Annotated in this window: 22 protein-coding genes; 4 read left to right on the top strand and 18 right to left on the bottom strand. The window is 39.7% G+C overall.

What is annotated here, in order from left to right; genetic code table 11:
• Positions 1-71 precede the first annotated feature (71 nt).
• The 5 genes from IEO70_RS03045 to IEO70_RS03065 all read right to left on the bottom strand — a co-directional run bounded on the left by IEO70_RS03045 (position 72) and on the right by IEO70_RS03065 (position 2,915).
• The gene (locus IEO70_RS03045) at positions 72-215 is read right to left on the bottom strand and encodes an acid-soluble spore protein N (RefSeq protein WP_190996873.1); all 144 of its coding nucleotides are present in this window, start codon (positions 213-215) and stop codon (positions 72-74) included.
• A gap of 57 nt (positions 216-272) precedes the next feature.
• The gene (locus tag IEO70_RS03050; RefSeq protein ID WP_190996874.1) at positions 273-404 is read right to left on the bottom strand and encodes an FbpB family small basic protein; all 132 of its coding nucleotides are present in this window, start codon (positions 402-404) and stop codon (positions 273-275) included.
• 142 nt (positions 405-546) lie between these two features.
• A complete protein-coding gene (locus tag IEO70_RS03055) occupies positions 547-1,053 on the bottom strand; it encodes a redoxin domain-containing protein (RefSeq protein WP_190996875.1) in 507 nt (168 codons plus the stop codon).
• A 128-nt stretch (positions 1,054-1,181) separates the two neighbouring features.
• Positions 1,182-2,135 (bottom strand): MBL fold metallo-hydrolase, encoded by a 954-nt coding sequence (locus tag IEO70_RS03060; RefSeq protein WP_190996876.1) that lies wholly within the window; start codon positions 2,133-2,135, stop codon positions 1,182-1,184.
• Between the two features lie 27 nt (positions 2,136-2,162).
• On the bottom strand, positions 2,163-2,915 hold the full coding sequence (locus IEO70_RS03065) for an SDR family NAD(P)-dependent oxidoreductase (RefSeq protein WP_190996877.1): 753 nt from the start codon (positions 2,913-2,915) through the stop codon (positions 2,163-2,165).
• Positions 2,916-3,009: 94 nt separating this feature from the next.
• On the opposite strand from IEO70_RS03065, the gene IEO70_RS03070 reads away from it, so the two are divergent.
• Together IEO70_RS03070 and IEO70_RS03075 are read left to right on the top strand one after the other, a co-directional pair.
• Positions 3,010-4,557: an amidohydrolase gene (locus tag IEO70_RS03070; protein ID WP_190996878.1), complete on the top strand. Its 1,548-nt coding sequence runs from the start codon at positions 3,010-3,012 to the stop codon at positions 4,555-4,557.
• Between the two features lie 106 nt (positions 4,558-4,663).
• Complete coding sequence (locus IEO70_RS03075) at positions 4,664-5,449, top strand: IclR family transcriptional regulator (protein ID WP_190996879.1); 786 nt, start codon at positions 4,664-4,666, stop codon at positions 5,447-5,449.
• A gap of 66 nt (positions 5,450-5,515) precedes the next feature.
• On the opposite strand, the gene IEO70_RS03080 is transcribed toward IEO70_RS03075, so the two are convergent.
• The 13 genes from IEO70_RS03080 to IEO70_RS03135 all read right to left on the bottom strand — a co-directional run bounded on the left by IEO70_RS03080 (position 5,516) and on the right by IEO70_RS03135 (position 18,374).
• Entirely contained in the window at positions 5,516-6,241 is a 726-nt protein-coding gene (locus IEO70_RS03080) for an enoyl-CoA hydratase/isomerase family protein (protein ID WP_190996880.1), read from the bottom strand.
• 26 nt (positions 6,242-6,267) lie between these two features.
• A complete protein-coding gene (locus IEO70_RS03085) occupies positions 6,268-7,047 on the bottom strand; it encodes an enoyl-CoA hydratase/isomerase family protein (RefSeq protein WP_190996881.1) in 780 nt (259 codons plus the stop codon).
• A gap of 34 nt (positions 7,048-7,081) precedes the next feature.
• Entirely contained in the window at positions 7,082-8,917 is a 1,836-nt protein-coding gene (locus tag IEO70_RS03090; protein WP_190996882.1) for a CoA transferase, read from the bottom strand.
• A gap of 246 nt (positions 8,918-9,163) precedes the next feature.
• Entirely contained in the window at positions 9,164-9,298 is a 135-nt protein-coding gene (locus tag IEO70_RS20140; protein WP_268938707.1) for a hypothetical protein, read from the bottom strand.
• A 22-nt stretch (positions 9,299-9,320) separates the two neighbouring features.
• The gene (locus IEO70_RS03095; protein ID WP_190996883.1) at positions 9,321-10,547 is read right to left on the bottom strand and encodes a CaiB/BaiF CoA transferase family protein; all 1,227 of its coding nucleotides are present in this window, start codon (positions 10,545-10,547) and stop codon (positions 9,321-9,323) included.
• 13 nt (positions 10,548-10,560) lie between these two features.
• Positions 10,561-11,766, bottom strand: a complete 1,206-nt coding sequence (locus IEO70_RS03100; protein WP_190996884.1) for a CaiB/BaiF CoA transferase family protein — start codon at positions 11,764-11,766, stop codon at positions 10,561-10,563.
• A gap of 27 nt (positions 11,767-11,793) precedes the next feature.
• Positions 11,794-12,957 (bottom strand): acyl-CoA dehydrogenase family protein, encoded by a 1,164-nt coding sequence (locus IEO70_RS03105; protein WP_190996885.1) that lies wholly within the window; start codon positions 12,955-12,957, stop codon positions 11,794-11,796.
• An 18-nt stretch (positions 12,958-12,975) separates the two neighbouring features.
• Entirely contained in the window at positions 12,976-13,398 is a 423-nt protein-coding gene (locus IEO70_RS03110; RefSeq protein WP_190996886.1) for a Zn-ribbon domain-containing OB-fold protein, read from the bottom strand.
• A gap of 8 nt (positions 13,399-13,406) precedes the next feature.
• Positions 13,407-14,576 (bottom strand): thiolase C-terminal domain-containing protein, encoded by a 1,170-nt coding sequence (locus IEO70_RS03115; protein WP_190996887.1) that lies wholly within the window; start codon positions 14,574-14,576, stop codon positions 13,407-13,409.
• A gap of 15 nt (positions 14,577-14,591) precedes the next feature.
• Positions 14,592-15,026: a hotdog family protein gene (locus tag IEO70_RS03120; protein ID WP_190996888.1), complete on the bottom strand. Its 435-nt coding sequence runs from the start codon at positions 15,024-15,026 to the stop codon at positions 14,592-14,594.
• A 13-nt stretch (positions 15,027-15,039) separates the two neighbouring features.
• Positions 15,040-15,552 carry a MaoC family dehydratase gene (locus IEO70_RS03125; protein WP_190996889.1) on the bottom strand — a complete coding sequence of 171 codons (513 nt, stop codon included), beginning with the start codon at positions 15,550-15,552 and terminating at the stop codon, positions 15,040-15,042.
• A 41-nt stretch (positions 15,553-15,593) separates the two neighbouring features.
• Complete coding sequence (locus IEO70_RS03130; protein WP_190996890.1) at positions 15,594-16,757, bottom strand: acyl-CoA dehydrogenase family protein; 1,164 nt, start codon at positions 16,755-16,757, stop codon at positions 15,594-15,596.
• A 45-nt stretch (positions 16,758-16,802) separates the two neighbouring features.
• Entirely contained in the window at positions 16,803-18,374 is a 1,572-nt protein-coding gene (locus IEO70_RS03135; RefSeq protein ID WP_190996891.1) for a class I adenylate-forming enzyme family protein, read from the bottom strand.
• Positions 18,375-18,539: 165 nt separating this feature from the next.
• On the opposite strand from IEO70_RS03135, the gene IEO70_RS03140 reads away from it, so the two are divergent.
• On the top strand, positions 18,540-19,154 hold the full coding sequence (locus tag IEO70_RS03140) for a TetR/AcrR family transcriptional regulator (protein WP_190996892.1): 615 nt from the start codon (positions 18,540-18,542) through the stop codon (positions 19,152-19,154).
• A 281-nt stretch (positions 19,155-19,435) separates the two neighbouring features.
• The gene (locus IEO70_RS03145) at positions 19,436-21,046 is read left to right on the top strand and encodes an MFS transporter (protein ID WP_190996893.1); all 1,611 of its coding nucleotides are present in this window, start codon (positions 19,436-19,438) and stop codon (positions 21,044-21,046) included.
• Positions 21,047-21,082: the final 36 nt, after the last annotated feature.

Genomic DNA, 21,082 nt, shown 5'->3' on the forward strand with positions numbered 1-21,082 from the left:
TTGCAGTTATCGCTAACTTTTAAGAGGCTTTTCATTTTAATATAAATAATCATTGTAATACAGTAGTTTCTTTATTCACCCTTCGTTTGAATAACTTGCGGGTGCTGCCCAGACTGATCCTGCATTTGTTTTCCTTTATTATTGCCGGCAGAGCGAGATTGTGTACCGATATGACTCGGAACAAATGGTTTTGAGTTCTTTTTAGGATTTCCCATGAAATTCCCTCCTTTTCACTCTTATTATGAATCGGAAGGAACAAATTCATGTATGTACTACTCTGCTTTTTGCATATACTTTTTTTCCAATTTTGCTTCAATTCTTTCGAGAGCTTTTAAATCTTTCAACAGCTCATTTTTATTTTCAAGCACTAAATCTGCAAATGAAAGCTTTCTTCTTCTCTTCATGATTTCACCCACTTAACATTTTCTTAACAATAGCTTTGCCATATTTGCACCACTTTATGTCACTATTAATGCAAATACCATAATTATCTATATTCAGATTAATATGAAAAGAAAGGTGATATCAAAAATGTGTTTTTATTACTCAGATTTCATTCAACACATCTTCAAGCTGTTCATCTGTAATCTGTCCGAGATGTTTTTTCGCAATTTTGCCGTCCACATCTATAAAATATGTGGTCGGTAAACTTATTACTTGGTAGCGTTCTGATACTTCATCTTCCTCATCTAATAAGACAGGGAATGTTACAGCATATTGATCGGTAAATCCTTTTACATCATTGTGGGCGTCCATATTGACAGCCAATATGACAACATCTTCTTTATTTTCGGAATAAACAGCCTGTAAATCCGGCATCTCTTCTCTGCAAGGTTTACACCATGTAGCCCAGAAATTCAAAACGACTTTTTTCCCCTCATAATCCGACAGTTTTACACTCTCGCCATTAAGCGTCTGCAAACTGAAATCCGGCGCCTTTATTCCCGTTTTCAAACCTGGTGAAGTCTCCTCCTGCTCCGCCTCTAGCGCCTGGACCATCGCGATTACAATCAGGAGCACTAATACTGCACCAGCAGCGACTTTCTTGACCATACGTCTCCCCCTTAAAATTCCATTCTTTCTTTATTTTAGCTGACAAACAAATGATGGACAAATGAATTATCTTTGTCATACTGCTTACCGCTTAAAAAAGAACCTTGGTTACCCAAGGTCCGCGTCTATCATGTATTGAGAATGGAGTAATAATAAAACACACCGTCCCGCTCTTCCATCGTTATTTCTTTCACTGAAGATAAGTAAATCAAATTAGTGATTGTTTGTAAAAAGCCGGAAATTTTCCTGTCTGCCGGTTGGTCAGCACCATATATGCTTTCAGATATTTGGAACGCTGTTTTCTTGCCTTCTTGAACAGCTAAAATAATTTGATTCCATCTTTTCTTGTAATGTAATCTCATATCCTCTAGTCTAATTGTCAAATTAGGGATTATGTCACCATGGCCAGGTAAAACATACTGTACTGATAGCGACTGCAACTTCTCAAGTGACCGCAAATATAACTCCAATGGATTTTCTTTCATATTGGTGGCCATTACAATAGGATTTAACGCTTGTAAAATATGGTCCCCGATGAACAATACTTGATTGTTTGAATCATAGAATGAAAAATGATCAGGTGAATGACCCGGTGTCCAAATACTCTCATAGCAGCTATCACCGATTAATATTTGTTCTCCTTCTTCAAATAGATAGTTCGGCTCAAATAGATAGGAAGTATAATTGTAATAGGTATTATTCTGATCCAGTGGCGGTCCGCCATTAGATAGAGAGAGTGAGGTGAGCGGATTTGAATATACGTTCCCTTCAAATGCGGACAAAATCTCTTGAATTTCTTTAAACCCGACTTTTGAAATCCATACTTCAGCATTATATTTTTTTTGAAACCAGCCGGCTAAACCGATATGATCTGTATGCGAGTGAGTCAGAACCACTTTTTCAATAGGCTTATTATTAGGAAATATAGCTTCCCATATCGCAATTGCCTCTTCTGTATGATCTCCTGTATCAACAATGGTATAACCATTGCTTCCTTCTACTATATAACAATTTACTGCACCTAAATCATAGGGAATAGGAATACTCAATTGATGAATATGGTCTGTTATTTTTTTTAGCATAAATGCTAAAGACACCCCTTCCTATATTTAGCGAGCTTTAACGGTTCCTCCATCCACCATTAGAGTATGCCCTGTTATATAATTAGCATCATCGCTTGCAAGGAATACCGCTACTCTTCCAATATCTTCTTCGCAATCCCCCATTCGGCGAAGCGGTATTAATGAAATCATTTTCTCATATGCATTCGGATGGGTTTCCTGCATCCGTTCTACTCCAGGTGAATTAGCTAATGGAGCAATAACATTCACATTAATCCCGAATCGTCCCCATTCATTTGCAGCGACACGGGTTATTGCACGAACGGCCTCTTTTGATGCAGCATATGATGCTTGTCTGGCTAACCCATCCAAACCGGCACCTGATGCAAAATTGATTACTTTTCCTTTTGTTTCCTTTAGATAAGGAAGCGAGCTTTGCATTAATGTAAAAGTAGCCCACAGGCCTGTATTTAAGGATAAATCCATAATTTCTTCTGTTGTTTCTTCAATAGTAGCCATTTTTGATGAATGCGCATTATTGACTAATATGTCTAATTTCCCGAATTTTTCAACCGTCAGCTCAATCAAACCAGACAGGATTTTACGATCAGACAAATCCGCTTGGACATACAGGGCTTCGCCTCCTAGTTCCAATAATTCCTTCTCCGTTCTTTTACCTTTTTCTTCATTTAATCCAATAAATACGATGGAGGCCCCTTCTTTTATAAACGCACGACAAATGCCGCGCCCTATTCCTGAAGAACCGCCTGTAACGAAAGCAACTTTACCTTTTAATTTCATATTCCCTCTCCTTTTGTATTTTTTTGTCATAAAAAATATGGTTATATATAAATAAGCAAACGTTTTTCTTGAATGACAAGGAGGTTCTAATGCCATGCAGCAGCCTGCTGATTTAGTAATTGAAAATATAATCGTCATTACGATGGACTCAACGCGACCTGAAGCCAAAGGTATTGCCGTTTTTGATGGGAAAATTATTGGTCTACTAGAAAATGATCATACCCCATGGCCATTAACCCCGAATGGGCAAAGATTAGATGGTAAAGGGATGACTTTGTTACCCGGATTAATCGATGCACATTGCCATCTTCGTGCTCAAATTGGCTATAATCAAGCTGTGCGATGCGGTTTCCCAGATGTAAATAGCATAGATGAAATAATCCTCTTACTTCGAAATCAAGCAAACAAACTAGAGAATGGAACCTGGATTAAAGCCAATGGCTACGATCCTTTCTATCTTAAAGAACAGCGGCATCCTACACGATGGGATCTCGATTGCGCAACTGAACAACATCCTATCAGGCTTCGACATATAACACGCCATGTATCTGTATTAAATAGTAAAGCACTATCAATTGCGGGAATTGGACCCGATTCAATCGACCCGCCAGGAATTACAGTAGAACGTATAGGAAATAGCGGTATCCCAACCGGTATTATTTATGGAGGGGATGCATGGTTATCTCAACATTTTGTAACATCGGCTTCTTCGGAGCAACTCCGAAAGGGTGCACAAAAATTACATTGGCAACTAATAAGCAAAGGCATAACTTCCGTACATGATGCGACTCCTACAAACACATTAACTGATTTACAATTTTGGATCGACTGTATAAAAGAATTTTGGAGCATTTCTATTTCATTAATGTCGAATATCCAAAATCACCACATCCTCAAAGAGCATTATTCAAAAGAAACAACAAACGAAATGATAACCAAACTGGAAATGGGTCCAATTAAAGTTGTCATAGAAAATATCCCTGATTTGCTACCTAGCCCGAATGAATTGAAAATGATTGCAGTAGAAGCCGCCAAGCGAAAAATACCATTAGCAATTCATGTTGTGACACCTGAAATGGTTTGGGCTGCATTAGATGCTATCCAATATGCAAAAGAAGTCCATCCGAATGATCTGGTTAATCGTTTGGAACATTTAAGTTTATGCCCGGAAGGACTTTTATCCGATATAGAAGCGTTAAACTTATTAGTTGTAACAAATCCTAGCTTAATTTATGACCATGGGGACCGATACTTAAAAAATGTAGATCCGACAGAGCACAGTTGGCTTTATCGAATGAAAAGCATACAAGATTACGGTATAATTCTTGCAGCCGGATCAGATGCACCTGTCGCAACAGTCGATCCATGGATTTCTATTGCGACAGCGTGTTCCAGAAAGACTAAAAGCGGACAAACGCTTTCACTGGGTGAGAAGCTTACTCGTTGGGATGCAATAGCTTTATACACAACTAAAGCGGCTCTAGCTGCCGGCTGGGAAACAAAGCGCGGCATGATTCGTCCTAACTTTCATGCTGACTTCCTATTAGTGAATCATCATCCATTAACATGCTCGCTTGACAATCTTTATAAAATGCAAGTTCAGCAGACGTGGATTGATGGACAACTTGTATACGAAAAATGATTCGGTACGCCCTCCCCAAATACCAAGAATTGTTATTCATCGGCAAGTAAAGTATAATGAACTAATATATACAGAAAATTCAGTCTTCTGAATAACGGAGGAGCCTATGTCTTCGAAACAAACAACACATCGATTAAGTACAGTAGATAATGCAATGTCGCTATTAGCCTTATTTCTAAAATATGAATCTGTCGGATTAATTGATATAGAGCGTGAAACCGGTGTAAGTAAAACGGCTGCATTTCGTTTAGCAGCAACGATGGTCGATCGCGGCTTTTTAGTAAAAGATGCAAGAACGAAACGCTACTATCCTGGAACAATCCTTTTTCAATTGGTTCACAAATTTCAAATGAATGATATTGTTAAAGTTTCAGAACCTTTTATACAAGAGTTGGCCCATAAAACGAATGAATCCGTATATTTATCGATTCGCTCAGGTAATCATTATATACATTTAACCGGGGTGCCTAGTACATATCCTGTTAAAGTGACCAGCCCTATCGGCAATGAAATCCAATTACATATAGGTGCTGCTGGTAAAATCCATCTGGCTTACATGGCTTCTCCAGATTATGAGAATTATATTAATAAAACAGACTTAAAAACGTATACTCAAGAAGCCATTACTGACCCAACTCTCCTCAGCCATGAGTTACAGCACGTAAAAGATAAAGGCTACGCACTCAGCTTAGGTGAAGGTTTTCCCGACAGCGGCGGAATATCGGCACCTATATGGGGCTTAGGAGAAGAACCAGCCGCCTCATTAAGTATATTAATTCCTTTAACACGGCTTACAGAAGAAAAAATCCAAGAATTAATCAGCCTTGTTGTAGAATACTCTGATAAGATTACAATCGAATTCACATCCAAAAATCGAACTGAATCACAGTAAAAATAGATTTCATATTCTTTAAGCGACTTATCTTTAATGTGCTGTCCAATATGCTAGGATGAGTCGCTATTTCATTAACCATGATCTTTCTACAAGAATCTTTTCTCTCAAGATACCTTGCTGTAAGGATACATCCATACTGTCAGCTACTAATGATTTGATCATCGCTGACGATTTTGCATTTTTCGCAACCACTTTTTTCATATAATGAATGGCTGTTTCCAATAATACTTCACTATTTATTATTTTGCTGATTAGTTTCTTTTTATAGCCTTCTACTGCAGTTATTCGATTGCCATTGAAAGCAAATTCTAACGATAACCCCTGTGGCATGAGTCTAGGGAGACTTTGTGTACCTCCTGCTGCCGGCAACATACCTAGTTTAGCCTCTGGCAATGATAGTATTGTATCTGGCGCTGCAAATCTGAAATCACAAAGCATGGACATCTCTAATCCTGAACCAACCGCAAAACCATGAAGAACTGCAGCTATAGGCTTCGGAAGTCTGCGAATTTCTTCCCATAAATCTCTTTGCAACCTTATTCTGCGCTTTTCAATGACGGTTGGACGGGTGCCGAATTCTGTTAAATCTGCTCCTGCACAAAATCCCTTTCCGGCTCCGCATATAACCACAGCATAGACCGTTGGATCGTCTTTGATCATCAAAATTATTTCATATAATTGATCTCTCATTTCCACATTAAAAGCATTCAATTTCTCGGGACGATTTAACGTAATAACGGCGATTTGCCCATTCTTCTCAAGTTTGACCACGGGTTCAATAACACTCATAATTCCCCTTCTTTCTCCTGAGAATTCTAACTTCCTTTAAAATGAGGTGACCTCTTCTCCAAAAAAGCTTGAACGCCTTCAATGCGATCCTCACTCGTCTGCAATAGCATATAAATATCCAATTCTAAACGAAGTGCTTGCTCAAATGTCAAATCACTTCCCTTGATAATACACTCTTTCGTATATTGCATTGATAAAGTTGACATCTCTTCTAATAGAGTTGCTTGTATACAGGCCTTTTCCCATAAACAATCGCTATCGATTTTGTTGTTAATAAGCCCAAGTTCCAATGCTTCTTTAGCACCGATAACTTCTCCACCCAACAACATATTCATTGCAGGTCCTTTGCCAATCAGTTTAGGAAGTCGCTGCGTTATACCTCCTGCTGGAACGAGTCCCCATGCTGCTTCCGGCATAAAAAATGTGGAAGTGGATGAAGCATAACGAATATCACCTACACACGCTAAGCTGACTCCTAGCGAGGCGCAGTCACCATTAATTGCAACAATTACTGGATACGGAATTCGGCTCCACTGTTCAATAGCTGAACTTGCTAAAGCGATAGAAGAATAAGACTCTTCCACATTATCGTCCTGTAAAAAGTCCTTGTTCATACCTAACGAAAAATGCGGTCCATTTGCACCTAACACAACGACTTTAATATCCTCATGATTTATTAGTTCATTCGCCACATACAAAAGCTCCTGCGACAATTCCGGAAGAAAAACATTATCATGCGCAGTGTTATTCAGCCTGACAAAAGCAATTTGGTTTTTATGCCATACTTCAAGATAGTGATATTTCATAAGCTCCCCCCGCTTCTTAAAAAATATGTAAAATCTACAAACTATTAAATAATTCTTCTGTATGCTGTCCTAATTCAGGAGCAGGATTCGCAGACACTTTCCATTCTTTACTCTGCCAAGGCGTCCCGATCAACGAAGTTTCACCTGTTATAGATAGCTTGTGCACGCCGCTATCATCTGCGATACTTTTCAGATTCCTGATTTGTCCTTCCGCCTCCGTTTGGCTATCTGCACATCCTTCAAAAAAACAATCTCCAACCAACTGGCAAGCTACCTCATATTGTGACAAATCAATCCTAATTCCTTCTCCGTTGCGTTGACGGCAAATCAAGCTTGCAGCCAATACGAAAGCACCATGTATACCCGCTCCTATATCACTAACAGAAAAACCGGGAAGCCATGGTTTTCCATCATCATAATGTGTCAAAGCAGCGATTCCAGACATCGCTTCCAAAGTCGGCCCGTAGCCCACAAAGTCTCTATAAGGTCCCGTTTGCCCAAAAGCAGATAAAGATAGGTTAATAAGTTGAGGCTGATACTTCCACAACTGTTCATATTGCAGACCAAAATTAGGCATTACGCGCGGACTGAAATTCTCGACAATCACATCACTTATTTCCACTAATTCCAAAAATTTTTGCCGGTCCTCCATTACATTCAAATCCAATGAGATTCCTCTTTTATTGCGATTAAGCTCTCTATAAAAAGGAGCGGTCGCCCCTTTTTGTGAACGTATACCGTCCGGTCGATGAGGTGCCTCAATTTTAATGACTTCGATTCCTAAATCCGCAAAAAGTCTCGTGCAATATGGCCCAGACCACATATTTGTCATATCCAGGATTCTGATTGTATCTTTGTCCTTAATGAATCCCTTTCCAGTGCAATTCGTTTTGATTGCCCACGGCAAACTTATATGATTTCCTCGCTCCCAAAACTCTCTTTCTTTTAAATGAAGGCAATCCTTTACTTCCTGCAAACTCTGAACATAGGCAAACGGCATTCTGAAAGCCTGCCCTGTATAAAACAATTCCGATTTTTTCATGGACCGTGTCCACTCAGACAATTCCGCTTCAAGACTGGCGCAATGTTTTAATCGACTTACATCATTGTTCCATTCGGGTTTATGAGGCAACTCTGCCCAACTCTCTAACAATTCCCATTTTTCATTGACAGGCGCCCCTAAAAAAATCATGCCATCTGTACATGGCATGATGGCCATTGGGGCAATTGCATGGTGGCGGTTGCCCATCCTGCTGCGTTCTTCACCAGTTGCCAAATACGTTGAGAAAGCACCTTCCAATGCACTTACAACAACTGTAAGTGCATTTATCTGAACTAGATGTTTTTTATTTGGCCGTAAAGTCAGATGGGCTAACAATCCGCCGGCAGCTGCATGAGCTCCAACGAGGTAGGATGCCGGATATCCTCCAACTTGTAAAGGCTTAAGCTCCGGATTACCTGTAAGCTCCATCCATCCACCCATTGCCTGCAGAGCATATTCTTCTTCTGTACCGATACCATTAGGAAAATCAAGATATACTCCGATACAAGTTTCTGAGCTACGTTGATTTTCAAAAAACGAGTTCAAAAGATCTTTGCATTTAAGAGTACAATGACTATCCCAAATAATAAGATCCCACCTGAGAGCTAAACACTCGGTCACATATTCTAGCAATTCTTCATCATTAGAAAAACACACAATCCTCTTTCCTGCATTCCGAAATACTGACCGATGCTCTTCGGGTCGGCTAATTCTCGTGACTGACGCACCGCTTTTTGAAAGTAAACGTCCTGCATAACTGCCAGATGGACCATTGACTATTTCAAGTATCTTCAAATCATGCAATAGTGTTTCTTTAGTTGTTTTCACCCTCCATCACCCTTCTAGCGCAAGCACCTGTGCATTATTTAAAATGATGTTGACCCTTTCACCTTTTCAATCTGCAGTCGGAAGGGCTACAGGCTTTTTCAATTCCAGTGGTGCTTTGCAGCATGAAATAGTGCCCTCTCCAGCTTTCGTACATAAAAGTTCAATACCACACGTTTTACAATACAAACGCTTTCCTAATTGATTAGCCACAGCGATCATCCTTTCATAATTCATGTCAGAAAACAATTATTTAGATAATGCTTGCTTATTTTGCAGGCTTTCTCCACAGCAAATTACATCTGTGTTAACCCCCAATTTTGTTACGATAAATTCACTTTGGCATTTTACGCATATTAATTTTGCTCCAATTTTTAAGGACATGCTCAAGACCTCCTATTCGAATTTAAGAACTTGCATATGCCGGTTTGTTACCGATGACCTTTTCCTCTGTCAATTTCTTAATCTCTTCATCTGAGCAGTTTAGTATATTTTGAAGCACATCTTTATTATGTTGACCTAATAGAGGTGCCGGAGATCGGTGTTCAAGTCGGTTGCCTGAAAATTTTACTGGCCATGCCGGGTATTGATGAGTTCCTGTAAATTCATGTGTTACAGCTTGGAAAAAACCGTCAAAATAAGGCGCTTTTTCTATATCATTTACATGGACAACGGGTCCAGAACTTACCCCGAATGTTTGTAAAAGATTCGAAGCTTCTTCTTTCTCCAACTGTGAAGTCCAATTTTCTATAAAAATATCCAAATCATCATGATTTTCATAACGACTTTTTATAGTCTGAAAACGCTCATCCGTTGTCCAGGAAGGGTTCCCTAGCGCATTGCAAAATTGCTTCCACTCTGTATCGTCAGCCACCGCAATGGCAATCCATTCATCAGTTCCTTTACAACGATATACACCGTGAGGAGCCATGTTCGGCTGACGATTTCCTATACGTCCCCAATTCCGTCCATTCATGGAAGCATCGGCAATAGGCTGACCCATGAAATTCACACAGCCTTCTACTTGCGCAATTTCGATCATTTGCCCTTTACCGGTTGTTTCCCGATATTGCAGAGCTGATAATAACGCAAATGCTGCATGCGTTCCGGAAATGACATCTCCAGCTCCCCCGATTGTCATTGGGGAGTCATTACGATAACCATTCACTTGAGCAAGTCCCGATAAGATCTCAAATGTAAAAGCAAAACCAGGTTGGTCGCGATTAGGACCTGTTCTTCCATAGGCTGGCATTGATAACATGATGATCGAAGGATTCAATTCACATAATTGCTCATAGTTAAGTCCAAAATTATCCATTACACGCGGAGAGGAATTTTCAATGACTGCATCGCTCTTCGCAATTAATTCTTTCAGCAATTTCATACCTTCCGGATCATTCAGATTAAGCGTGATTCCTTTTTTATTCATATTTGCCGCATTAAACTGCGGTCCCATTTCCCACCAATTTTCTCCTGGAGAAGACATAGAATAACGAAAGCCATCCGCGCGTTGAACAGATTCAACCTTAATTACTTCTGCACCTAATGCACCTAAGTATGATGTGCAAACAGGTCCCGACCACCACATTGTTAAATCAACAATTCGAACCCCTTCTAAAGGTAAAGTTGTCATAAAAACACCTCCTCTAAATTATTCCTTTCGCTGACATCTCCTGAATTTCTTCTTCAGAATATCCGAGAATCTCTCCAAATACGCGCTTATTATCTTCCCCTAATAGCGGTGCAACCTTTTCGATGCTCCAAGGTGTCTCTGATAAACGGAAAGGAGGCCCTGGTTGTTCAACTTCACCCATAATAGGGTGGTTAACTTTCACAAAAAATTCACGCTCTTTATATTGGGGAAAATCAAGCATCTCCTCGAAGTTAATGACGGGTGTAATAGGAATTCTCCACTCAATCCCTAACTGAATAATTTCCTCTTTCGTATGCCTCATTAACCACTCATCAAATCGTGCTCGGAATAATTCTTTATTTCCCGGTTCCACCCGTCTGTATTGCTCCATAAAGCGCGGGTCTTCTACCCAATCATACATTTCTGTCATATAACAAAAGTCTTGCCAATGCTGACCAGAAAGTAAGTTGATCCCAATATATCCATCCTTGCATTTTTCAATGCTAGGCATTGAAATATAGCGATCTTCAAAGGATGCGCAAGTTGTGTACGAATGCTGCACATTGCGATACGGCATATGAATGACTCCGCACTCAGCGATTGAAACATCCACGTGCGTGCCTTCGTTTGTTTTTTTTCTTCCTAATACAGCGGCTAAAGTAGATGCAGCTGCAATTGTACCAGCGGAATATTCAGTTAATCTCAAAGCCCCGCCAGCACGAAGAGGTTCCCTTGTTTTATCGCCTATTTGACTGACAAACCCGTTCATAGCTTGTGTAATCAATTCAGTCGCTTTATAGTCCTTATACTCACCGCTCTGTCCGAAGTTCGAGATAGATGTCATCACCAGCTTTGGATTAATCTGTTTCAAATTTTCATAACCTAAACCCAGTCCAGAAAGGAAACCTGGAGAGAAGTTTTCTACTAATACATCTGCATCCTTCACTAATGCCTTTAATAGACTGGCACTGCGTTCTGTCTTTAAATTTAACGTGATACCGTGTTTATTATTATTCAAAAATGCATATAATCCACTGGCATTTATATTCTCAACATCATTGGGAAACGGTCCTTCCAGCCTTGACGGATCTCCGATTTCCGGCTGTTCAATTTTGATTATCTCTGCTCCATAATCCGCTAATAATTTCGTGCAATAAGGTCCAGCAATATTCCAAGAAAGATCAATTACTTTAATGCCTGAAAGAGCTTTTTCCGTCATCCTTTACCACCTCAATATATTTCTATATTAATTAACCAACTGCCCATCCGTTACAGGCAAAACAGACAAAGATTTTGCTACTTTCTTTAATTGAAAATTCGCCGGTCCAAGATTCAATTGCATACTTTTAAATCTTCTGAAACAGAATTGGAGAGGATAATCCATATCAATCCCCATTCCCCCATGTAATTGATGTGCACCGACCATTACTTTTTGCCCTTCTTTACAAATAAATGCCTTCGCTATTGCAGTTTCAGTTTCAGCCGATACCCCGTCATTCAATCTTGATATCGCGTGATAAGCAGCTAAACGGCCTCCTTCCACAATTGTAAACATGTCTGCTAAACGATGTTGAACAGCTTGAAAGCTCCCAATCGGCCGCTTGAATTGATGCCTTTCCTTTACATAATCAGTTGTTACCGTAACCGCTTTATTAAGTAAACCTATTATTTCAATGCATTGCAGAGCTGTTGCAGCTTCAATTATTTTCTGAGCAGTCTCCCAGCCTTGGTCGACAGAGCCTAATAAGTCTTCAGAAGTGACTGTAACTCCGTCAAATTCTACTTCATACAATCCATCTGAACCAATAGAAGGCAGCGGTTTTATGTGTACTCCAGCTTGTTTTCCTTTTACCAAGAACAAACTTAAGCCTTCACTGCCGGCAGGTGATTCAGTCGTTCTCGCCAATGTTAAGAAATAATCAGCCGTTGTCGCAAACGGCACAAACATCTTTTTGCCTGTAAGAGAATATGTTCCGCCTTTTTCTTTAGCAACGGACGAAATATACGATAAATCATAATGAGCTTGCGGTTCGGAGAATGCACCCGTTACCAAAAGCTTTCCTTCCGCAATTTCAGGTAACAATTCATTCTTTTGCGCCGTCGTCCCATATTGAAGAATAGGAAGAACGCCGTATGAAAGCGTTGATGAGAAAGGAGAAGAAAATAAAGCAGCACCCGCTTCTTCAACAACTAAAGCCAAATCCAAGAGGCTTCCGCCAGCCCCGTCAAATTCTTCGGGAATGCACAATCCAAGAAAACCCATTTCAGCTATTTCATTATAAAAAGATGGCGAAAATTTGTTCTCACTGGCTTCTGCCGTGCGAAGAGCTGTAACCGTACACTTTTCTTTGAAAAACTTCTGTGCCGTACTTTTTAATACTTCTTGAATTTCATTTAAAGCAAAATCCATAATAGTACTCCCCTTTCTTTACGTATTTCGACGTTTAAACTTCGGTAATGCTATATCCTCAAAAACTTGATCAATCACAGCTTCTACAGGCATTCCGATATATATTTCATCAGGCTCGCAATCTATCATATTAGAAACAAGTCGAACCCCTTCCTCTAACTCTACTAACACAACCTCATAGGGTACTTTAAAGGCTGGATGAACCGGACGGTGATAAATAACATAGCTGTAAATGGTACCTTTCCCGCTTGATGGAACCCATTCCATATTGAAACTATGACATTTATGGCAAACCGGACGAGGTGGGTGCATTAATTCTTTACATTCTGAACATCGTTGAAAATGAAGCTGCTTCGTTTCTTGCATTACTTTCCAAAACGGCAAACTATCAGCATCCACCAGTGGTCTTGGTGGAGTAAATCCTTCATTGTATCGAACCATTTTTATTCTTACCTCCTTTTTAATATCAGGCCGCTTGAAGGAACACCAGGCCCTCCCGTAACTAAACAAAGCTCCGCATCTTGTATTTGGGTTGTAGAAGTGCCTCGAATTTGACGAACACCTTCCGTAATTAAATTCATTCCGTGTATATAAGCTTCTGACATTAAACCGCCTGCTGTATTAATGGGCAGCTGTCCATCAGGACGGATACGATCTCCTCCTTGAATGAAATCTACACCTTCTCCTTTTCCGACAAAGCCCAGCGCCTCTAATTGCATAGGAACAAGCGGACTAAATGCATCATAAATTTGCGCTACATTAATATCCCACGGAGAAATGCCTGCCATATGGAATAATCTTTTCCCATATGTTTCAATTTCAGGAAACACCGCAATATCCGGGCGGTAATAACTTGTCATCATTTCACCATTCGATGCTGTCGATTGAACCGCTGCAGAAATATACGCCGGACGCTGCTTTAAATCTTTCGCTCTTTCAGCAGTTGTTACAATAACAGCTACCGCACCGTCTGAACTTAAACAGCTATCATGACGGCGAAGCGGCGCAACATTAACAGGCGAATTCATATATTCTTCTAGCGTTAATTTACGATCATAAAACTGCGCTTTCGGATTGCGATTTGCATTCTCACGATTCACAAGCGCAACAGGAGCAAATGCGCCATCCTTTATATTATTTTGATAAATATACCGTTGTGCGAACATCCCGTCCCAGGAAACTGGTGTCAATAATCCATACGGATGATACATGCCCATATAAGTTAAATCTGCCACACGATTCGGCTCAAAATCCCCATATTTCACAGGTCCTGAAGCATCTCGTATTGAACGGACACAGACAACATAATTAGCAATTCCAGAAGCGACTGCCGCAACAGCATGCGCTACAGTTCCGCAGTTCCCGCCTCCGCCATAGGGCGTTTTACTGAAGAAATGAAGGTTAGGTATACCTAATGCCTTCACAATATCTACCTGTTCTGCTCCAGTATCAAGTGTATAATTAACCATCCCGTCAATGTCATTTACTGTCAGGCCGGCATCTTTTACTGCTGCAAGTATCGCTTCACAGGCCATTTGAAGCTCACTTCGCCCACAGTTTTTACTGAATTCTGTTTCTCCAATACCGACTATTGCCGTTTTGTCGCAAATATTCTCCACGTTTTTCCCCCATTTCTATTCAATGATTACTAAAGCTTTACCTGAAGCATGATTGCCGAGGCTGTTTTTGCCGACAAATTCGATTTCTACTAGTTTTTTTTCATCTTCCTCATATTTTTTCGTAACTGTTCCTGTTATTGTCATTCGATCACCCGGATAATTCGGAACAGCCAAGCGTAAAGTAATGCTTTTTATTTCTCCTGTCGGACCACACCAATCAGTCAAATATTTTCCGATTAACCCATTAGTCGTTAAAATATTCATAAATACATCATCTGCAGCTGCACTGCGAGCCGCACGGTGGTCATGATGAACAAGCGCATAATCATGTGTGGCTGAAATGGCACCTCCCACTACTAAAGCAGCTGTAATCTCTCGAGTATGAACGGGCAATTCATAACCTACTTCAATTTCATTCCATTTAACGGCTTTTACTCTTGTTTCATTCATAGAAATCCCCCTATTATTTTGAAATGGCATTATACGCAAGAATAGTAAAAGTTTGTTTGCATACAATTTCATTTCGTTGATTCATAAACGTATATAGGAATGTGCAAAAATATCCTGGTCCACGAGCTGTCATCTTCTCAGGTGAAACTTTATAGACAGACAGCGTATAGCTAATTTCATCACCAACCTTCATTGGAGCGAAATATTCCTGACCTTGTTCAGTGGCAACAATCGATGTATATCCTTCATCTTTCAAAAGAGCAACCAGTTTTTCCATCGGGTTCGGCTCTCTCTTCACTTCCGGCCAGAGAGGACTCATCGTATAGACCTGCACCTGCATCGGCGGAGCAATAATTTCACCATATTTTGACGTCTTTGCATACTCTTCGTCCGTATATAAAGGATTCGCATCCTGTAGCACCTCACACCAATGACGAATCATTTGTTTACAGACTGCATCAGGCCCCACTATACGCTCTGATTCAATCCCCACATGTTCTTGAATTAAGGCTTCAGCTATAGCCATTCATCTCTTCCTCCTTTAAATTCCTTTTAATAGCGCCTTTATTAGGTCTTTGGCAATTCTAAAGCGAATCTTGCCACAAGGTCACGCATTACTTCGCTTGCACCGCCGCCAAATAGAAAGACGACATGTTTCTTGGCATGAGATTCTGCTCTTCCTTTAATCGGTGCCCACTTTGAATCCGATGATAACTGCCCATACATCCCCATGATTTGCATACAAGTATCGTAAACTTCCTGATGTAATTCTGCAGCGTATACTTTATTCATAGAAGGACGATAATGCCCTGCTTTTTCATTGCTGTGCCCCCAGGCTGCCCGATAGTTTAAATGCTTGAGCACCGTGATTTTGACTATTAATTCTGAAAGTTTCTCTTGTACCCAGTCTTGTTCAAATACAGTCTTTCCATCAACGACTGTTTCTTTTGCCCATTCAATTGTTTCCTCAACTGTCCTTTTCATTTTTGAATAAGTTGACAGCATAAGCCGTTCCAAAGAGAGCTGAGTCGTAATGTATTGCCAGCCCATATTTTCTTCACCGACGAGGGCATCCTTTGACACACGAACATTATCGTAATAGCTTACATTCGACCTTTCTCCCATTAAATTCATGGGAGTTACTGAAAAACCAGGTGCGTTCGTCGGTACCAGAAAAATAGAAATTCCTTTGTGCTTTGGAACATTAGGATCTGTTCTGGCAGCTAGCCAAATGTAGTCTGATACATGAGCCATCGTAGTAAAGACCTTTTGTCCGTTAATAATATAGTCATCCCCATCCTTCTCAGCTCTTGTTTCAAGTGCGGCTAAATCAGTACCAGCTTGCGGTTCGGAATATCCGACTGCGATTTCTACTTCTCCCTTCAGAATTCTCGGCAAGAAATACTCTTTCTGCTTCTCAGTCCCCAGTTTCATTAATGTCGGCCCTACTGTTTCAAGCGTAATAAAAGGAATATTAACACCTGACCGGTCCACTTCTTCTAAGAATATATATTGCTCAAGCGGTGTCCTTCCCTGCCCGCCATATTCCTTCGGCCAGCCAATTCCCAACCAGCCATCCCTGCCCATTTGCTTAATGTACTCGCGCCAAATCGGGCCACCATCAGGGGTATGCTTCAGTTCCTCTAATAATTCCGGAGTAATGTGAGTTTCTAAATATGTTCTAATCTCTTGTTTTAATTGCTGTTGTTCTTTCGTTAATTCAAAGCGCATTCCTCTCACCTCTTTACTTTTTTATCAAGCGATTTTTGCCAAATATCAATTAGTTAAATAGTTGTTTGCATAACGTTCCTTTATGTCCCTTTTAAGGATTTTGCCGGTTGGGGTTCTTGGAAGTTCCGACATAAAAGCGATACTCGTCGGCCGCTTAAAACTAGCTAAGCGATCCTTACAATAAGCGAGTAATTCTTGAACTGACGGTGGCTGTTCAGGATTTTGCGCTACAATGACAGCCATCACTTCTTCTCCCCACTCCAAGCTTGGAATGCCGATAACGGCAACATCAGCCACTTCCGGATGTTCATTGAATACGCTTTCAATTTCAGCAGGAGAAATATTTTCACCTCCGCGAATGATCATATCGGAACTGCGGCCATTTAAAAACAAATAACCATCTTCATCCAAATAACCTAAGTCGCTTGTATTGACCCAACCGTTGACAAGAGTCTCTTTTGAGGCATCAGGGCGATTCCAGTAACCTTTCATCGCTTTCTGTGTTCGAACATAGACAAGTCCAACTTCATTGGCCGGGACTGGTGAGCCATGTTCATCCAAAACCATGATGTCAACGCCGGGAAGAGGTTTCCCTACTGAGGCCAGACGTTTAATTTTTTTATTGATTTCTTCAGGTGTTCCTGTCAGTTTGTGATCTTCAGGGCTCAGCACTGATACTGTGGAGGTTGTTTCTGTCATTCCAAATCCATTTGCGAATTCTGTTGTAGGAGGGAAAACTTCGATGGCACGGCGTATAACTGGAAAAGGCATAGGTGCCGCTCCATACGATAGACTTTTTAGAGAGCTTAAGTTTGTTGAGTGAAAATTAGGGTGATCCATAACTCTTTTGAGCATTGTAGGTACAAGGAAGGCATGGGTTGCTTTTTCTTTCGCCAAAACATGAAGCCATTCTCCGGCATCAAACTGGCGAAGCAAAACTAATCGGCGGCCGCTGTAGATGGCATTGCAAATGCTGGTGGCACCGGCAATATGATAGCTTGGAACAGAAATAATCGTTGCTCCACACTCTGTACCGTCTGCAGCTTCAGCATGATTCATGACATAGTTCGTTAATTGTCCATGAGTTATCATGACACCTTTTGGCAGATTAGTAGTCCCGCTTGTATATAGCAAGATGGCTAACTCTGAATCTTCTACATCAGCAAAGTCATACATTATTTCTACTTTCTGACTTACTGTTTCTTCATAAGATACGCCAATCTCCTGATTTTCCCCTATACAAACGGTTATCTGAATTGTAGATTGTTCCAAAATAGGAGCAATCAAATGAGCGTATCTCTGCTCAGTAACCAAAACTTTCACACCTGAATCTTGAATCATAAAAGCTAATTCTTCTGTTTTGGCGCGGTAGTTAATCGGTACAATAACCGCACCTAATTGAAAAGCGGCAAAAAATACTTCCACCATTTCACTGCAACCTGTTGCTACAAATCCAATTCGATCCCCCTGTTTTACTCCATATTCTGAAAGTGTTGTAGCCAAACGTCCCGTTCTCTCAATTAATTTCTCGTACGTTAACCTTTGTTCACCGAAGGCAATAATTTCTTGCTCCGGTACAATGCTTCCAGGGATATTTAATAATAAGTAAGCATTCAATACGGTTTCACCTCCAAATTCACTTTGCATTCTTACTATATTGCGTATATAATAATCTAGAATTGCTAAATACGCAATACAAATTTTGGGATTATTGGAATTTTTAATCAAAAACATTGTCAGAAATTTTTGAAAATATAACAAATACTAATGAGGTGAAGAAGAATGAATAAAAAAGCTGATCGAAGAATTATAAGATCGAAAAGACTTTTAAAACATTCACTTATTTCCTTACTTGGGGAGAAAAGCTTTAACGACATTACCATTACAGATATCGTAAACAGATCTGAATTAAATCGTTCAACCTTCTATTCACATTTCAGTAATAAGGAAGAATTATTAAATTTTATAATTGACGATTTGCTTGCCGGAATGATCTTAAGTATGAAAAACGATGACGCTCCCAACCTTCCTATTACTTCTCAAACAGAATTCACCCGACAATCAACACTTAAACTTTTCAGTTACATCTCCGAGCATGCATCTTTTTTCAAAACATTAATGAATTATCACCGGGTCCCACATTTTTCATTTCGCCTCTCAGATTCCTTATATAATTTTTATTTATCAAAAATAAAAGAGGAGCAGCACTCCTCTAATCAAATCAATATGAATCATGGTTTTTTAGCAAACTATATCGCTTCAATTATTGTCGGCTTTATCTATCATTGGTTAATCCATACTGATAATAAATATAATCCTGAATATATCAATAAAGAATTCAATAAGATTTTCCTCTTAGGCAACGATTTACAGACTATATCCCTCACTCACAAATAGCTTTATAGAGCCTCTTGATTTTTCATACAAAATGCGCGTTATTGTAGTTTATTTATTATTTGCCATGCACTTTAACCGATTCTATCGTTTAAACAACATTTCTCTATTTTTTTTATGTTGAATGTATAAGCAATCGTAATTATAATCTAACAAACAAGCTAAATTATTCACTTGCCTTATCTAATTTTGAAAGGAGGAACATTGCTTACTCTAACAGATTATTTGGAAGCGCTTCCTTCTGAGGGTTGTCATTAAAAATTTAAGTTAATGAGAGGTGTTTTATGGAGAATAAAATTCAACGTTCACAGTGGATTCAATTTATTGCCTTATTATTTGGTTCTTTCATTTGTATTGAAGCGATGGTTTTTCAAGCTCCGGCCATTCCGAGTATATCACAACACTTTGAACTCCCAACGTATTTAGCCGGTCTTATCATTATTTCGTTTTATATTACTTCCGCCTCTTTTTATCCAATTATGGGCCGGATCGCCGATCGGGTAGGAAGAAAGAAAATTCTTCTCTTTGGGATGGTCATCTTCTTTATTTCTGAAGTTGCTGCAGCAATCAGTCCTAACTTTTCCTTTTTTCTTATAGCTCGCGTTTTCCAAGGATTTGCCGTATCTTGTATCTTGCCTGTTGCAATGGCCTACATCAGCATTATTTTCCCTCCAGAAAAACGAGGATTTGCAACCGGTATTTTTACTGCTGTACAAGGGATTGGTTCAATGACAGGAGCGGTTATTGCCGGTTACTTAATCAAAATATACGGTTGGCCAATTATTTATTGGGTTAGCGCAGTTCTCGCCCTGCTTGGATTTATTGTCATCAAATTTACCATTACCGAGTCAAAGGGTGATAAAAAGCTTTCTTTTGATCTATTAGGCGGCTTCCTCTTATTCATCTGCGCTGCCAGCATGCTGTCTCTATCTACAATCGTCAAAAGTTTTGGAGCTACTTCACCTTACACGTTCGGGACGATTGCTCTTGGAATCATATCCGCCATTGCCTTATGGATTGTGGAAACCCGCAAAGAAAACCCTATTGTAGAACTGTCACTGTTTAAAAATCGATTATTTGCACTGGCGATGATTTTAAACCTCTTGACTGTGGCAGGCTATCAATCATTCATTTATATCATGAACTTTTTCATTTCTGCCACCCCTGGAAGAGATGTTTCGAATGTAGGGCTATTTTACACCATTATTTATGCAGGCAGCGTTATTGGAGCTCTAATAATAGGTAAATTGACAGACAAATTCAACAATAAAAAAATATTGAACTTCATGTTTATTATTCCAATCGTTTCTATCTTTGTTTTTTCATTTATCGATGTTTATACTCCCTTTACTTATATTACAATCCTCTCCATTATTCTTGGATTCAGTCAAGGAGCCATTACTCCTATCATAATGAAATACACATTGAGTACAATTCCATCAAATAAATTAGGTGCAGGCTCAGGCGTGTTTACAACATTTAGAGATTTCGGAACACCTATAGGATCTGTCACAGGCATCATCGTCTTTTCTTCTTTTACAGAAGCATTCACGAAATCTTCATTAGCTGAAATATCCACTCAAGAAGGATTGAATGCAAATACTGCAGGAGCATTAGAACAAGCGAGATTAAGTCAAGGAACTAATGTCCAAGAAAGTCTTGCCAATGAACTGCAATCTTTAGGGCTCACTCTTCAAGATTTATTAGCGAGAGCTACCGCAGAAGGATTGACTATTGCCCTGCAATACTCTGCTTATATCATCATCGGAATTTTTGCAGTTGTTTTTGTTTTAAGTTTGCTAATTCCTAAACAAACAAAAGAACTTCTCAAAACTACTGAAGAAAAGATACCAAAGATACCAACCGCACCTCTAAATACGGATTCAAAAGCATAACAAAAAGTCTGCTCCAAAAAGTGATTATCAAATCAC

Origin of the sequence: Peribacillus faecalis (assembly GCF_014712675.1) — a bacterium.
Lineage (GTDB): Bacteria > Bacillota > Bacilli > Bacillales > DSM-1321 > Bacillus_AD > Bacillus_AD faecalis.

Excerpts from the sequence above, each read along its gene's own strand:
- IEO70_RS03045 (WP_190996873.1), bottom strand. The coding sequence starts at position 215 with ATGGGAAATCCTAAAAAGAACTCAAAACCATTTGTTCCGAGTCATATC.
- IEO70_RS03130 (WP_190996890.1), bottom strand. The coding sequence starts at position 16,757 with ATGCGCTTTGAATTAACGAAAGAACAACAGCAATTAAAACAAGAGATT.
- IEO70_RS03110 (WP_190996886.1), bottom strand. The coding sequence starts at position 13,398 with ATGGTTCGATACAATGAAGGATTTACTCCACCAAGACCACTGGTGGAT.
- IEO70_RS03070 (WP_190996878.1), top strand. The coding sequence starts at position 3,010 with ATGCAGCAGCCTGCTGATTTAGTAATTGAAAATATAATCGTCATTACG.
- IEO70_RS03095 (WP_190996883.1), bottom strand. The coding sequence starts at position 10,547 with ATGACAACTTTACCTTTAGAAGGGGTTCGAATTGTTGATTTAACAATG.
- IEO70_RS03140 (WP_190996892.1), top strand. The coding sequence starts at position 18,540 with ATGAATAAAAAAGCTGATCGAAGAATTATAAGATCGAAAAGACTTTTA.
- IEO70_RS03080 (WP_190996880.1), bottom strand. The coding sequence starts at position 6,241 with ATGAGTGTTATTGAACCCGTGGTCAAACTTGAGAAGAATGGGCAAATC.
- IEO70_RS03060 (WP_190996876.1), bottom strand. The coding sequence starts at position 2,135 with ATGCTAAAAAAAATAACAGACCATATTCATCAATTGAGTATTCCTATT.
- IEO70_RS03125 (WP_190996889.1), bottom strand. The coding sequence starts at position 15,552 with ATGGCTATAGCTGAAGCCTTAATTCAAGAACATGTGGGGATTGAATCA.
- IEO70_RS20140 (WP_268938707.1), bottom strand. The coding sequence starts at position 9,298 with ATGTCCTTAAAAATTGGAGCAAAATTAATATGCGTAAAATGCCAAAGT.
- IEO70_RS03120 (WP_190996888.1), bottom strand. The coding sequence starts at position 15,026 with ATGAATGAAACAAGAGTAAAAGCCGTTAAATGGAATGAAATTGAAGTA.
- IEO70_RS03050 (WP_190996874.1), bottom strand. The coding sequence starts at position 404 with ATGAAGAGAAGAAGAAAGCTTTCATTTGCAGATTTAGTGCTTGAAAAT.
- IEO70_RS03085 (WP_190996881.1), bottom strand. The coding sequence starts at position 7,047 with ATGAAATATCACTATCTTGAAGTATGGCATAAAAACCAAATTGCTTTT.
- IEO70_RS03100 (WP_190996884.1), bottom strand. The coding sequence starts at position 11,766 with ATGACGGAAAAAGCTCTTTCAGGCATTAAAGTAATTGATCTTTCTTGG.
- IEO70_RS03075 (WP_190996879.1), top strand. The coding sequence starts at position 4,664 with ATGTCTTCGAAACAAACAACACATCGATTAAGTACAGTAGATAATGCA.
- IEO70_RS03105 (WP_190996885.1), bottom strand. The coding sequence starts at position 12,957 with ATGGATTTTGCTTTAAATGAAATTCAAGAAGTATTAAAAAGTACGGCA.
- IEO70_RS03065 (WP_190996877.1), bottom strand. The coding sequence starts at position 2,915 with ATGAAATTAAAAGGTAAAGTTGCTTTCGTTACAGGCGGTTCTTCAGGA.
- IEO70_RS03055 (WP_190996875.1), bottom strand. The coding sequence starts at position 1,053 with ATGGTCAAGAAAGTCGCTGCTGGTGCAGTATTAGTGCTCCTGATTGTA.
- IEO70_RS03145 (WP_190996893.1), top strand. The coding sequence starts at position 19,436 with ATGGAGAATAAAATTCAACGTTCACAGTGGATTCAATTTATTGCCTTA.